Below are 13,869 nucleotides of genomic sequence, written 5' to 3' on the forward strand. Positions count from 1 at the left end.
TTTACTCCCCTTTGCTGCCTGCGGCTTTAGCGGTTGCCGGGGCAGGGGTCGGGTTGGCTGCCTTCACATTGGTGGCTTCGCTGGCCCTGACTTCAACACCAGGACGCACGAACTGGAGACCTTCGGTGATCACCCGATCACCGGCTTTCAGGCCGTCTTCGATCAGCCATTGGCTACCGACGGTACGGCTGGCCTTGAGCTGACGCATCTCGACCTTGTTGTCCGGGCCGACGACCATCGCGATCGGGGTGCCTTTCAGGTCGCGGGTCACGCCTTGTTGCGGGGCGAGAATCGCCGCGCTGTTCACCCCGGCCTGCAACTGGGCATGCACGAACATGCCGGGCAGCAGGGTGTGGTCGGGGTTCGGGAACACCGCGCGCAGGGTCACGGAGCCGGTGGTTTCATCCACGGTGACTTCCGAGAACTCCAGCTTGCCGTCCAGTTTGTACTGGCTGCCGTCTTCCAGGGTCAGCTTGACCGACGCCGCATTGTCGCCGGCTTTCTGCAGGCGGCCGCTTTCCAGCTCGCGACGCAGTTCCAGCAGATTGGCGGTGGACTGCGTCACGTCGACGTAGATCGGGTCGAGTTGCGAGATCGTCGCCATGGCATCGGTCTGGCCGCTGCTGACCAGCGCGCCTTCGGTCACCGAAGAGCGGCCGATACGCCCGGACAACGGTGCGTACACCTTGGTGTAGCGCACGTTGATCTGGGCGCTTTGCAGGGCGGCTTCCGATTGCAGGCGGTTGGCGACGGCGGTGTCGTATTCCTGGCGGCTGACGGCCTGTTCGCTCACCAACTGCTTGTAGCGATCGGAAATCGACTTGGTCGATTGCAGGTTCGCTTCGGCGCTTTTCAAGGTCGCTTCATAGACCGACGGGTCGATCTGATACAGCTGCTGGCCGGCTTTGACATCGCCGCCTTCCTTGAACAGACGCTTGAGAATGATGCCATTGACCTGCGGACGGACTTCCGCGATGCGGTACGCCGTGGTTCGACCGGGCAGGTCGGAGGTCAGGGTGAAGGCCTGGGTTTGCAGGGTAACGACGCCGACCTGAGGTGGAGGAGGCGCTGGCGGGGCAGCCTTTTCCTCTTTGCATCCGCTGAGCAGCGATGCCAGGGCGACGGCGGTGACCAGAGCGGTAACAGCTGGCTTGAGTTGCATGAAGATCCTCGGGTCAGGCGCGCACGATGCGCACAAGAAAAGTGGAAGGGTACGAAAGGTGATCCGACTGGATAAATAGGTTGCTAATGAATATACTTACATTCATGGTTGTTTGTAAATACTTGCGCTTTGCGCAGAAATCGTTACAAAGCATGTAATTCAGCCCGGGAAACGGCACGACAATCGCCACCCGTTATTAAGCTCTGATTAAGCCCGGCGTTCGTTCGAGGCCCCCTGATTGAGGTTTTACTGCCATGGCCCGTCGCACCAAAGAGGAAGCTCAGGAGACCCGGAGACAGATACTCGAAGCGGCCGAAAAAGCCTTCTATGAGCGTGGTGTGGCGCGCACGACCCTGGGCGATATCGCGACCCTGGCGGGCGTGACCCGCGGTGCCATTTATTGGCATTTCAGCAACAAGGCCGAGTTGGTGCAGGCGATGCTCGACAGCCTCCACGAACCGCTCGATGAGTTGGCCCGGGCGAGCGAGAGCGAGGACGAGCCCGACCCGCTGGGCTGCATGCGCACGTTGCTGATTCACGTGTTTCGTCAGGTCGCGCTGGACCCCCAGACTCGGCGCATCAACGAGATTCTGTTTCATAAGTGCGAGTTCACCGATGAAATGTGTGACCTGCGACGTCAGCGCCAGGCCGCCAGTGTGGACTGCAATGTGAAGATCGGCTTGACCCTGCGCAATGCCGTTGCCCGTGGGCAATTGCCGGGAGATCTCGACCCTGCCCGCGCCGCCATCGCCATACACGCTTATATCCATGGGATCATTGCTCAATGGCTGCTGGTCTCCGACAGCTTTGAACTGCAGGCGGAAGCGGAACGTCTGGTCGACACCGGGCTGGACATGCTGCGCTTGAGCCCTGGCCTGCGCAATTAAGTCAAAATGCGCAATTGATTCTAGTTGTATCAACGCCGGACGCGAGTAGAGTTGACGCGCCGTATCGGTGGACAGCAGCGGACCATTATCTACCCGACCGCTCTATCTTGGTAGTTAGTAAGCTACGTATTTTGTAGCGAATGTGTTGCGAGTCTGTGAATGAGTGTGCCTGATTTGTTGCACAAGGGGGCTGAGCAGCCGCTCAAGGGTATTGCCCTGATCGGTCTGGCGGTGCTGGTATTCGCCAGTCATGATGCCTTGTCCAAGTACCTCTCCGGGTTCTATCCCATCGTCATGGTGGTCTGGGCCCGCTACATGGTGCACACCTTGCTGATGCTGGTGATCTTCGTACCGCGCAGCGGTTTCTCCGCCGTGGTGCGGACCCGGCGGCCAGGCCTGCAGTTGTTGCGGGCATTGTGCCTGATCGGTACCAGTCTGTTTTTCACCACGGGACTGCGTTACATCCCCTTGGCCGAGGCCACGTCGGTCAACTTTCTCGCGCCCTTGCTGGTGACCGCCTTGTCCGTGCCGCTGCTGGGTGAACGGGTCAGCCGGGGTCAGTGGGCGGCGGTGATCACCGGTTTTGTCGGCGTGCTGATCGTGGTGCGCCCCGGCGGTGCCCTGTTCACCCCGGCGATTGCCCTGCCACTGTGTTCGGCCCTGTGCTTTGGCTTCTATCAGTTGCTGACACGGATGCTCAGTGACATCGACAGCCCGACTACCAGCAACTTTCTCACGGGGATTTTCAACAGCCTGATCATGACGGCCTTGCTGCCGTTTTTCTGGAGTACCCCCACCTGGGGGCATGGGCTGTTCATGCTCGGCCTGGGAACCTGCGGCATGCTCGGGCACCTGTTCCTGACCCAGGCGTTCCGGCACGCGGCGCCGGCGATGCTGGCGCCGTTCAGTTACGGGCAGATTCTCTTTGCGGGGATGTACGGCTACCTGATCTTCGATCACACGCCGGATGCATTCGGCGTGGCGGGCATCGGGGTGATCTGCCTCAGTGGGCTGGCGGTGGCTTGGGGCCAGCGCAAGCGCTGAGCCCCTGTTCCAACCTCAACTCATGCTGAACTTGACGTTGTAGCTGTACGGCGGCGCCTTCAGGGTTTTACTCAGGCGGGCCTTGCAGGAGGCCTGGCGTTCACCGATGGACTCGGCTTTCCTGATCCAGATGGGCAGGTAGTTGGGGCGTTGCGTGTGGGCAAAGCGTTCCAGCAGCGTATGTTGGGCGACGAATCGACACTTGCGCGGCCCGGCACCATAGATGAACCAGGCCCTGGGGCCGTCCAGGATGAGTTCACGACGCTCGCCGCTGGCGATATTGAAACTCGACGGCGATGCGCCGCCCAGGTCGAGGCCGGTACCCAGGAGTTCGAGGGGGTCGGGGGAGTCGTTGCTGATCTCGATGGACGTCACGATTTTGGACGCCCCGGGTTTTGACGGGCCGGGTGTTGCCGCATCGGCTCCGACCGTGTCGACGGCAGGGGTGCTGGAGGCGAAGGCGGCCAGCGAAATCAGGGCGGAGATCACCGCGCAGAACAGGGCGAGGCTGACGGACTGCAAGAGGGGAGTCATCTTAATTCCTTTTAATGAGGTCTTTGAGGCAGCGTCATCCCATGACGCTGCGCGCTGGGCCGATTCAGGCCGGGCGCTGGGTAAGTATGGGGTTTGCTACCGAAAATACCCGGGGTAAAGGGCGGCGCCGCGTGTAGGTTTCCTCTGATATGGAGGTGGGCCGATGCAACGGGGGGTTGAGTGCGATGGCTTTTACCGTGTCCATGAAAAAGCCCCGGTGCTTGCGGACCGGGGCTTTCTTGTTCCTGTCTTTATAGACCGGAGCTTACAGCGTCGGGTAGTCGATGTAGCCGACCGGACCTTTGCCGTAGAAGGTTTCCGGGTGTGCCTGGTTCAACGGCGCATCGGCCTGCAGGCGGGCCGGCAGGTCCGGGTTGGCGATGAACGGCACGCCGAAGGCCACCGCGTCGGCCTTGCCGCTGGACAGCCAGGCATTGGCGCTGTCCTTGGTGAAGCGTTCGTTGGCGATGTAGGGGCCGCCGAACGCCGCCTTCAGTTGTGGGCCGAGGCTGTCATCGGCTTCTTTTTCGCGCGAGCAGATAAACGCGATACCGCGCTTGCCCAGTTCGCGGGCGACGTAGGTGAAGGTTTCCGAGAGGTTGGCATCGCCCATGTCGTGGGAGTCGGCGCGTGGCGCCAGGTGCATGCCGACCCGGCCTGCGCCCCAGACTTCGATCACGGCGTCTGTCACTTCGAGCAGCAGGCGCGCGCGGTTTTCCAGGGAGCCACCGTAGTTGTCGGTGCGCTGGTTGGTGCTGCTTTGCAGGAACTGATCGAGCAGGTAGCCGTTGGCACCGTGGATTTCCACGCCGTCGAAACCGGCGGCCTTGGCATTTTCCGCACCGACGCGGTAGGCGTCGACGACGTCGGCGATTTCAGCGATTTCCAGGGCCCGCGGGGTCGGATAGTCCGACAGTGGGCGCACCAGGCTGACATGTCCCTTGGGCTGGATGGCACTCGGTGCGACCGGCAGTTCGCCGTCCAGGTACGAAGGGTGGGACACACGGCCCACGTGCCACAGTTGCAGGAAGATCCGCCCGCCGGCAGCGTGCACGGCCTTGGTCACGTTGGCCCAGCCGCGCACCTGGTCGTTGGACCAGATACCCGGGGTGTCCGGGTAGCCCACGCCCATTGGCGTCACGGAGGTGGCTTCGCTGAGGATCAGGCCGGCAGAAGCGCGTTGTACGTAGTACTCGGCCATCAGCGCGTTGGGTACGCGGCCTTCATCGGCGCGGCAGCGGGTCAGCGGGGCCATGATGATACGGTTGGGCAGTTCCAGGTCGCCCAGTTTGATCGAGTCGAAAATAGTTGCCATGTGTACAACCCTCATTAGCAGTTAGTAGCAGGAGCCAGTTAATAGCAGGAGTCAGTGGGTAGCCGGAGCCAGTTCGTCGTTGTCGTTCTGGCGAAAGGTGATCAGGGTCGCCAGCAGGGCGAGGACCGCCAGTGCCGCGGCGGCCAGCGGCACGCTGGTGAGGCCGAAGCCATGGGCGATGACGTTGCCGCCGATCCAGGCGCCGAGGGCGTTGCCGACGTTGAAGGCGCCGATGTTCAGGGTCGAGACCAGGTTGGGCGCAGCCTGGCCGTAGGTCACCACGTTGATCTGCAGGGCCGGTACGGCGGCGAAGCAGGCCGTGGCCCAGAGGAACAAGGTGATTTCGGCGGGGACCAGCAGCACGCTGCTCCAGGTCAGCACGGTGGCCAGCACGGCCATGGCGATGAACACGCCGATCAGCGTCGCGGCCAGGTTCCTGTCCGCCAGCTTGCCGCCGATGATGTTGCCGACGGTCAGGCCCAGGCCCATCAGCACCAGGGTCCAGGTCACGCCCCGTGGCGAGACGCCGGTCACTTCGCCCAGCAGCGGCGCGATGTAGGTGAACAGGGCGAACACGGCGGCGGCGAACAGCACGGTCATGCTCAGCGACAGCCAGAGCCCGGCGCTCTTGAGCCCGGCCAGTTCGGCGCGCATGTCGAGTTTTTCCTCATCGCGCCTGGCCGGCAGGAAGCGGATCAGGCCGATCAGCGCGATCACCCCGATCACAGTCACCGCCCAGAAGGTCGAGCGCCAGCCGGCCTGTTGGCCCAGCGCGGTGCCCAGGGGGACGCCGAGGACGTTGGCCAGGGTCAGGCCGGTGAACATCAGGGCCACGGCCGAGGCACGCTTGTCCGGGGTCACCAGATTGGCCGCCACCACCGAACCGATACCGAAGAACGCGCCGTGGCACAGGGCGGTGACGATCCGGGCGAACATCAGCACGTTGTAGTCGCTGGCGATGGCGCACAGCAGGTTGCCGACGATAAAGATCCCCATCAGGGCGACCAGGGCTGCCTTGCGCGGCAGCCGTGCGGTGGCCATGGCCATGAACGGTGCGCCGATCGCCACGCCCAGGGCGTAGCCGGTCACCAGCCAGCCGGCACCGGGAATCGACACGCCGAGGTCCGCCGCCACATTGGGCAACAGGCCCATGATGACGAACTCGGTGGTGCCGATGGCGAACGCGCTCAGGGCCAGGATGAGTAACGGAAGGGGCATCGTGTACAGTCCTTTTAGAGCTCTTGGCTCATGATGCGGAGGAATTCCTGGATGGTTTCCTCGTTGCGTTTGAAGAAGTGCCATTGACCGGCCTTCTGGCTGGTGATCAACCCGGCACGCTGCAAGGTCGCCAGGTGCGCGGACACGGTGGACTGCGACAGGCCGCAGCGCTGGTCGATCTGTCCGGCGCAGATGCCGTACTCGTGGTTGTGGTGCTGATCGGGAAACTGGTTTTTCGGGTCTTTCAGCCAGTGGAGAATGTCTCGGCGTACTGGGTGTGCCAGCGCTTTTATTATTTCGTCGAGGTCAAGGGGCATGGTCGTTGCTCAGGGTAGGTAAAACGTTATATCGCGATGGGGCGAAATATATATCGCTATTTCGCGATACACCAATATGATTTTGATCTGATTCCGGCGTCGTTCGCTATATCGAGTTATAACGATATAGGCCGGCGGGGTGCTAAGCTGTCGCTCATGAATTATCTCGCACACCTGCATCTGGGCGGCCAGCGCCCGGAACAACTGCTCGGCAGCCTCTATGGCGATTTCGTCAAGGGCCGTCTGCAAGGGCAATTCACCCCGTCGATCGAAGCGGCGATCGAGCTGCATCGCCACATCGATGTGTTCACTGATCGGCACCCTGTGGTGGGGCAGGCGCTGTCGCGTTTTTCCCTGACGCGGCGGCGTTATGCCGGCATCGTCCTGGATGTGTTCTTCGATCACTGCCTGGCGCGGGATTGGGCGCTCTATGCCGAAGGCGAGCTGGACAGCTTTACCGCCCAGGTCTATCGCGTGCTGCGAAGCGAACGGAACCTGCCGGGGCGTCTGGCCGAGATCGCGCCTTATATGGCGGCGGACGACTGGCTGGGTTCCTACCGGGATTTCGAGGTGTTGGGGCAGGTGTTGCGCGGTATTTCGCGGCGCTTGTCGCGGCCCGAAGAACTGGCCCATGCGATGCGCGAGTTGCAGCGGCTGTATGAGCCGTTGAGCGAGGACTTTCGGTTGTTCTATCCCGAGTTGCAGGCGTTTTCCCGCGCCCACTCCCTGAATGAACGCGATCCCCTGTAGGAGCGGCCGGTCGACGTTCGATTGCCGGCGATGGCGATTTTTCAGGCGACTACGATGTCGACTATCAGATAGCTATCGCCAGCAAGCTGGCTCCTACAGGTTGTGTGTAGTTTTCAATATCCCAGGTTGATCAGGCCGCTTCCGCTTCGGCCTGGCGCGGTGCCGAACGCTTCGCTTCAAGCACTTCACCGAACAGCGCCAACTGCACTGACTGCTGCGCCTGGAACGCCAGCGCCGCACGTTCCTGGCCGTTGCAGGCGATCGGTTGGAGTATCTGGATTTCCACATCGCCCTGGTCGTTGGAAAACAGACGCATCAGGTGCGACAGCAGATCGTCGTCGCCAATGAACGGGGCCAGCATATCGGGCTTGCCATCGCGCAGATAACGGATGGCCACCGGTTGCAACGCCACCTCGGCATCGATTGCCGCCGACAGCAGGCGGCCGTGGAAGGTGCGCAGCGAACGACCATCGGTGGTGGTGCCTTCCGGAAACATCAGCAGCGGATGTTGCTGCTCCAGGTGACGGGTCATCTGCTTGCGGATCAACTGACTGTCACCCGAGCCGCGACGGATGAACAGGCTGCCGGCTTTCGCTGCCAGCCAGCCGGCCACCGGCCAGGTACGCACTTCGGCCTTGGACAGGAATGACAGCGGGGTCAAGCCGCCCAGCAGGGCGATATCGGTCCAGGAGACATGGTTGCTGACCCACAGCATCGGCTGCCTGGGCAGCTCGCCGCGTACGGTCACGCGAAACGGCAGGGCGTTGCTCAGGCGCGCCATGAAAAAGCGCGACCAGCGTTGCCGCCGGACCATGGAGTTGGCGATCCCCAGGCGTTCGAAAACCCCGAACACGCTGGCCATGCTCAGGCCGAGCGCCACCACCAGCAGCACCCGTGCGATCCGGGCGTATACCCGCAGGCGGCTCATCAGACCGCCGCCTTGAAGTGCCGCGCATAGCGTGGGCACAACTCGTCGCGCTTGAGCAGGATAAAGACGTCGGCCACCTGGAAGTCTTCATCCCAGCACGGCTCGCCGCAGATCTTCGCGCCCAGGCGCATGTAGGCCTTGAGCAGAGGAGGCATTTCGGCGATGACGTTGCCGGGAATATCCAGTGACGGCAGCGGCTTTTTCGGCTCGGCGCGCAGGTGCTCGGTGCACAGGTAGCGTTCGCGCAGGCGCTGCATGATCGCCTGGGCCTGGATCCCGCCGTCCTGCATCGAGATGCTGGCGCAGCCCATCAGGTAGCTGTAGCCGCCTTCGTTGAGGATTTCGGCCAGTTCGCTCCAGAGCACGGCGATGGTACCGCCGTTGCGGTAGGCCGGGTCGACGCAGGTCCGGCCGATTTCCAGGATCGGCCCTTGCAGATGGCCCAGGCCGTGCAGGCTGAATTCTTCTTCGCTGTAGTAGCGGCCCAGGGTGCCTGCGGCCTTGTGGTCGAGCAGGCGGGTGGTGGCCACCAGGCGACCGGTGTTCAGGTCACGTACGCCGATGTGGGCGCAATGTACATCATAGTCATCCATGTCCAGGCCCAGTTCAGCGCCCTTGAGCTTGGCATTGAATTCGCCGCTGAAGACGTTGAAGCGCAAGGCCTGGGCTTCTTGCAAGGCCGCGGCGCCCAGCAGGCGTTCGGCTTGCAGGCGGCGTTCACTGCCGGTGTCGCTGATGCGGGCGATCTGGGTCATTACGAGTCTCCGGTTGCCGGCCAGGGGTGCGGCCAGTCGACTTTGTTGTGCAAAGTCAGGCTATTTAGCCCCGGTGTCATCGCCATGAAGCTTTGGTGATGCTTGTATGACAGCGTCCACTGTCCCTTTGAAATCACGCCAGGCGCCGGCTTGCTCAAGATTGTCATCAAGTGCGTTCAGACTGGCGCGAGGCTATTTCCGCGAGCTGGCTCCATGCCCAAGGGTTCGACCTTTTTCCCTGCCTTGTTGTTGGCGTTCACCTTCACCGCCCGTGCCGAGGTCTGGCCGGGGGAAGACTGGTCCCTGGGGCCGCAGGTGTCCGGACCTGCGGTGCAAGCCCTGGAGTCCTATGCGTTTCCCGCCCGCGACGACGACACGCGAAAGGGCATCCGCACCGATGCGTTGCTGGTGATCCGCCACGGTCGCATCGTCTACGAGCGCTATGCGGGCCCCACCACCGTCAATACCCCGCACCTCACCTGGTCCGTCAGCAAGAGCGTGATGGCCACGGTGCTCGGCGTGGCCTATGGTCAAGGCTTGTTCCAGTTGCATGACTCGGCGGCGCGCTTCTACCGACCGTTGCGCGCCCATCCCCATGTCACCCTGGAACACCTGATGAACTGGTCCTCCGGCATCGACTGGCAAGAGGACTATGAATACGCGCCGCTGAAGTCGTCAGTGGTGGCGATGCTCTATACCCTGGGGAGCGCCGATATGGCCGGCTATACCGCCGCCCATGGCGAGTCCAGCCGGCCGGGACGGGTCTTCCGTTACTCCAGCGGCGACAGCAACGTGCTGGCCGCTGCCTTGCGCAAGATTGTCGGTGCCAAGCGTTATCCGGACTATCCCTGGACGGCGCTGTTCGATCCGCTGGGTATTCGCAGCGCAGTCTGGGAGCGCGACGCCAGCGGCACATTCGTCGCCTCGTCCTATGTCTATATGACGGCCCGGGACCTGGCGCGGATCGGCCTGCTGATGGAGCGGGAGGGGCGCTGGGGAGACCGGCGCTTGCTGCCCAGGGCCTGGGTGAACTTCAACCTGCGTCCCTTCGCCGGCTACAAGCCCGGACAGGATGAAGCGGTGGGCGGTGGCCAATGGTGGCTCAATCGTTCGATCAAGGGCGCCGCCAAGCCCTGGCCGGACGCCCCGCCGGACACCTTCGCCGCCCTCGGGCACTGGGGCCAGGTGTTGTATGTGATCCCCAGCGCGGGCCTGGTCATTGTGCGCTACGGCGATGATCGCGACGGCAGCTATCGGCACAACGAACTGCTCAAGCGCGCACTGGCGGCTTTCGCACCGGGGGTGGCGCCATGAGTGCCAGGGGATTTATCCGTCGCCGCCCGCTGACCAGCCTGCTGCTGGGGCTGTTGCTCGTCCTGGGCGGTTGGGTCTGGCATGAGCGGCTGGCCTTGCAGGCCTTTCCGGGGATCATCAGCGCCTATACCGCCAAGGAGTACTGTTCCTGCCGTTATGTGATGAACAACCCGGCGGACTATTGCCTGGGGTACGTCAAACAGGCGGTGCCGGTCAGTGCTTTCCACGATGATCCCCAGCAGCACCGGGTCACGGCCCAGGGGCTGGGACGCAGCAGCAGTGCCGTCTGGATCGGTCCGCGCGAGGGCTGCCGGCTGGAGCCCTGATCCATGGTTTGCCACCTTTATCCCGGGCGGCTAAGGTGGTACCTACGTTCAATCAGGAGCTTGCATGCACCGGTCCCGCCTATTTCTGGCCCTGCTCGGGGTGCTCGCCCTGCCGGCCCAGGCCAACTGGTACCTGGACAATGAGTCCTCACGCCTGTCGTTCATCACCACCCACAACGCCGATATTTCCGAAGTCCATCGTTTCCTGACCCTGCATGGCAAGATCGACCGCCAGGGCGTGGCGACCCTGGAAGTGGAACTGGAGTCGGTCAGCACCGGTATTCCCCGGCGTGACGAGCGCTTGCGTCGCGACCTGTTCGAGATCAAGCGCTGGCCCGAGGCGCAGATCGTCGCGCAGATCAATGTGCAGCCCATCAACGACCTTGCCCCTGGCGCGCAACTGGAGTTGCACCTGCCGCTGGTGGTGAAACTGCGTGGCAAGGAGCACAGCTACAACGCCGAACTGCTGGCGACCCGCCTGGATGACCGGCGGTTCCAGGTGGTGACCCTGGAGCCGCTGGTGGTGCATGCCGAGGACTTCGACCTGTCGCCGGGGCTGGCGGTATTGCGCAAGGCCGCCGGTCTGTCGGCCATCAGTTTGTCGGTACCGGTGGGCGCGGTGCTGATCTTCGCGGCGCGCTGACATGGCCGGCGCGATCTTCCCCTGGCGAGCCGACAACAGGTTCGAGCTGTTGATCGACGGCCCGAGTTTTTTTCCGCGGATGCTGGAGGCGATTGCCCGGGCCGAGTGCCAGGTGGAACTGGAGCTTTACCTGGTGGAGGCCGGCGCCTGTGCCGACGCCATGGTCCGGGCGCTGGCCGAAGCGGCCGGGCGCGGTGTGCGGGTGCGCTGCCTGTTCGATGATTACGGCAGCCTCGCGTTTACCCTGAGCCTGCGTCGACGGTTGATCGAGGCCGGGGTCGAGTTGCGCTTCTACAATCGGCTGAGCTGGCGCCGTTGGGTGCGTAACTTCTACCGCGATCACCGCAAGCTCCTGTTGGTGGACCAGTCCCTGGCGGTGGTCGGCGGTACCGGCGTGACCGATGAGTTCTGGACCCCAGGCGAAGAGCGCTTCGAATGGCATGAAGTCATGGTGCGGTTTACCGGCCCGCTGGTGCTCGACTGGCAATTGCTGTTCGACCGCCAGTGGCTGGCCAACGAGCAGCGTGCCGCCTGGAAACCCCTGGCGCCCTTCGGCTTGCCACGTCTGCCGCGGGTTCCGCCGGCTGGACAGGGCCTGGGCCGGGTGGCCTATGCCGATGCCCGGCAGCACCGGGACATCCTGCGCTCCCTGGTGCGGGGGCTGAACAGCGGCAAGCAGCGTATCTGGTTGGCGACGCCGTATTTCCTACCGACCTGGAAAGTCCGCCGCTCCCTGCGCCGGGCTGCCAGCCGGGGCATCGATGTGCGGCTGCTGTTGACCGGACCGCGTACCGACCATCCTTCAGTGCGCTACGCTGGCCATCGTTATTACCCGCGCCTGCTCAGGGCCGGGGTGCGGATTTTCGAGTACCAGCCGTGCTTCCTGCATCTGAAAATGGTACTGATCGATGACTGGGTCAGCATTGGTTCGTGCAATTTCGATCATTGGAACCTGCGTTTCAACCTGGAAGGCAATCTTGAAGCCCTCGATCCGCCGTTGACCCGGGCGGTGGAGGCCAGCTTCCTCAATGATTTCGCGCTCAGCGAGCCGGTCAGCCTGCAGGACTGGAAGGCCCGGCCGCTGTGGCAGCGGGTCAAGCAGCGGCTGTGGGGGTGGGTGGACCGGTTGGTCATCAACGTGCTGGATCGGCGGGGTTGATAGACCCTGTCTGCATGCCGAGCTGTTGCAGCGGTCGATGTTGCCCCGGCTGATTTTTCTCGGTTTCCTTGGCGGGGTCGCTGCATACGCTATTCTCTTCGGTGCGAACAAGGCTTGAATCTGCTGCAAGGGGAGGGCAGCAGGTCAGTATTTCCATGGATAGATGCTGACGCTTACTTTTTTGGGGCGATCTCTTTCTGATGGAGACCAAGACTGTCACCCAGCTGGCCTGCTTCATCGACCTGTTGATGGACGCCGTGTGCGCGGTGGATATCGAAGGACGGTTCGTCTTTGTCAGCGCCGCCTGTGAGCGGATCTTCGGCTACACCCAGGCGGAACTGATCGGCATGCCGATGATCAACCTGGTGCTGCCGGCAGACCGCGAGCGCACGCTCAAGGCCGCGAGCGAAATCATGGGCGGCCAGCCCAAACCCCATTTCGAAAACCGCTATGTGCGCAAGGACGGCCAGGTGGTGCACATCATGTGGTCGGCGCGCTGGTCCGAGGTCGACCAGCTGCGCATCGCCGTGGCCCGGGATATCACCGAGCGCAAACTGGCGGAGTCCCGGCAGGCAGCGCTCTACGCGATTTCCGAAGCGGCCCACGCCACCGCGGATCTGCTGGCGCTGTTCCAGCGGGTACACCGAATCGTCGGCGAATGGCTGCCGGCGGAGAACTTCTGTGTGGCGCTTTACGATGAGCAGCGCGACCAACTGAGTTTCCCCTATTACATCGACGACCGCCGCCAGCCGCACAGCGTCGATCGTAACTGCGCCGAAGTGGTGCGCAGCGGCCAGCCCTTGTTGTTGAATATCGACGGGGCACCTTCCAGCCTGGGGGTGCCGCTGAGTTCACAGAACGGCACCATTGGTGCGCTGCTGGTGAAAAGCAGCGGCGGCGAGCGCTACACCGAATACGATCAGGAATTGCTGCAATTCGTGTCGGCCCAGGTGGCGGCTGCCATCGAGCGCAAGCAATTGCAGGCGCGTCTGGAGTACATGGCGCGTTACGACCAACTGACCCGCCTGCCTAACCGTGGCTTCCTGCAGGAGCGTCTGAAGGACGCGCTGGCCCGGGCGCGGCGCGAGTGCGGGCACCTGGCATTGCTTTATGTCGATCTGGACAAATTCAAGCAGGTCAACGACAGCTTCGGGCATGCGGTGGGCGACCTGCTCCTGCAGGAAGTGGCTCGGCGCCTGCAACAATGTGTCCGGGAAACCGACACCGTGGCGCGGATCGGTGGCGACGAATTCGTCATCCTGCTGGAGCATTTGCAGCAGCCGGAGCATGCCAACCGGGTGGCCGACAAGATCCGTAGCCTGCTTGGCGAGCCCGTGCCATGGGAGGGGTGCGACCTGAGCATCGTGCCGAGCATCGGGATTGCGCTCTATCCGGAAAACGGCGAAGAAGCACAGCAACTGTTCAAGCATGCGGATGAGGCGATGTATGGGGTTAAGCGGGGTGCGGTAGCGAGCTGAAGGGGGCGATTGTAGTGAGTTGTATCGTCATTTATACAA

The 13,869-nt window shown here is 62.9% G+C and carries 15 protein-coding genes; 8 read left to right on the top strand and 7 right to left on the bottom strand.

From position 1 onward, the window contains the following. Position 1 precedes the first annotated feature (1 nt). Positions 2-1,162, bottom strand: coding sequence for an efflux RND transporter periplasmic adaptor subunit (locus UCMB321_RS07215; protein WP_040064917.1), 1,161 nt, complete (start codon positions 1,160-1,162; stop codon positions 2-4). Between the two features lie 254 nt (positions 1,163-1,416). Between UCMB321_RS07215 and UCMB321_RS07220 the strand changes: the two genes are divergently transcribed. Together UCMB321_RS07220 and UCMB321_RS07225 are read left to right on the top strand one after the other, a co-directional pair. Then, a complete protein-coding gene (locus tag UCMB321_RS07220; protein ID WP_040064918.1) occupies positions 1,417-2,049 on the top strand; it encodes a TetR family transcriptional regulator in 633 nt (210 codons plus the stop codon). Between the two features lie 159 nt (positions 2,050-2,208). Then, positions 2,209-3,093, top strand: a complete 885-nt coding sequence (locus UCMB321_RS07225) for a DMT family transporter (RefSeq protein ID WP_040064919.1) — start codon at positions 2,209-2,211, stop codon at positions 3,091-3,093. 15 nt (positions 3,094-3,108) lie between these two features. Here UCMB321_RS07225 and UCMB321_RS07230 read toward each other — a convergent pair whose 3' ends face one another. From UCMB321_RS07230 to UCMB321_RS07245, 4 genes are all read right to left on the bottom strand, one after another. Next, positions 3,109-3,627 (bottom strand): hypothetical protein, encoded by a 519-nt coding sequence (locus tag UCMB321_RS07230; RefSeq protein ID WP_040064920.1) that lies wholly within the window; start codon positions 3,625-3,627, stop codon positions 3,109-3,111. A 265-nt stretch (positions 3,628-3,892) separates the two neighbouring features. Next, positions 3,893-4,942: an alkene reductase gene (locus tag UCMB321_RS07235; protein WP_040064921.1), complete on the bottom strand. Its 1,050-nt coding sequence runs from the start codon at positions 4,940-4,942 to the stop codon at positions 3,893-3,895. A gap of 51 nt (positions 4,943-4,993) precedes the next feature. After that, entirely contained in the window at positions 4,994-6,160 is a 1,167-nt protein-coding gene (locus UCMB321_RS07240) for an MFS transporter (RefSeq protein ID WP_040064922.1), read from the bottom strand. 14 nt (positions 6,161-6,174) lie between these two features. Beyond that, entirely contained in the window at positions 6,175-6,477 is a 303-nt protein-coding gene (locus UCMB321_RS07245) for an ArsR/SmtB family transcription factor (protein ID WP_040064923.1), read from the bottom strand. A 156-nt stretch (positions 6,478-6,633) separates the two neighbouring features. Between UCMB321_RS07245 and UCMB321_RS07250 the strand changes: the two genes are divergently transcribed. Continuing rightward, entirely contained in the window at positions 6,634-7,227 is a 594-nt protein-coding gene (locus UCMB321_RS07250) for an acyl carrier protein phosphodiesterase (protein ID WP_040064924.1), read from the top strand. Between the two features lie 130 nt (positions 7,228-7,357). Here UCMB321_RS07250 and UCMB321_RS07255 read toward each other — a convergent pair whose 3' ends face one another. Together UCMB321_RS07255 and olsB are read right to left on the bottom strand one after the other, a co-directional pair. Beyond that, on the bottom strand, positions 7,358-8,155 hold the full coding sequence (locus tag UCMB321_RS07255; protein ID WP_040064925.1) for a lysophospholipid acyltransferase family protein: 798 nt from the start codon (positions 8,153-8,155) through the stop codon (positions 7,358-7,360). Beyond that, on the bottom strand, positions 8,155-8,910 hold the full coding sequence (gene olsB / locus UCMB321_RS07260) for an L-ornithine N(alpha)-acyltransferase (protein ID WP_040064926.1): 756 nt from the start codon (positions 8,908-8,910) through the stop codon (positions 8,155-8,157). Before olsB ends, UCMB321_RS07255 begins: the two co-directional genes overlap by 1 nt. Before the next feature lie 213 nt (positions 8,911-9,123). Here olsB and UCMB321_RS07265 point away from each other — a divergent pair, with 213 nt between their 5' ends. The 5 genes from UCMB321_RS07265 (at position 9,124) to UCMB321_RS07285 (ending at position 13,830) form a co-directional block, all read left to right on the top strand. Then, positions 9,124-10,224 carry a serine hydrolase domain-containing protein gene (locus UCMB321_RS07265; RefSeq protein ID WP_040064927.1) on the top strand — a complete coding sequence of 367 codons (1,101 nt, stop codon included), beginning with the start codon at positions 9,124-9,126 and terminating at the stop codon, positions 10,222-10,224. Further along, a complete protein-coding gene (locus UCMB321_RS07270; RefSeq protein WP_040064928.1) occupies positions 10,221-10,550 on the top strand; it encodes a hypothetical protein in 330 nt (109 codons plus the stop codon). Before UCMB321_RS07265 ends, UCMB321_RS07270 begins: the two co-directional genes overlap by 4 nt. Positions 10,551-10,614: 64 nt before the next feature. Continuing rightward, a complete protein-coding gene (locus tag UCMB321_RS07275) occupies positions 10,615-11,193 on the top strand; it encodes a YceI family protein (protein WP_040064929.1) in 579 nt (192 codons plus the stop codon). Between the two features lies 1 nt (position 11,194). After that, positions 11,195-12,352, top strand: coding sequence for a phospholipase D-like domain-containing protein (locus UCMB321_RS07280; RefSeq protein ID WP_040064930.1), 1,158 nt, complete (start codon positions 11,195-11,197; stop codon positions 12,350-12,352). Positions 12,353-12,552: 200 nt separating this feature from the next. Continuing rightward, positions 12,553-13,830, top strand: coding sequence for a GGDEF domain-containing protein (locus UCMB321_RS07285; RefSeq protein ID WP_040064931.1), 1,278 nt, complete (start codon positions 12,553-12,555; stop codon positions 13,828-13,830). Positions 13,831-13,869 lie beyond the last annotated feature (39 nt).

Origin of the sequence: Pseudomonas batumici (assembly GCF_000820515.1) — a bacterium.
Lineage (GTDB): Bacteria > Pseudomonadota > Gammaproteobacteria > Pseudomonadales > Pseudomonadaceae > Aquipseudomonas > Aquipseudomonas batumici.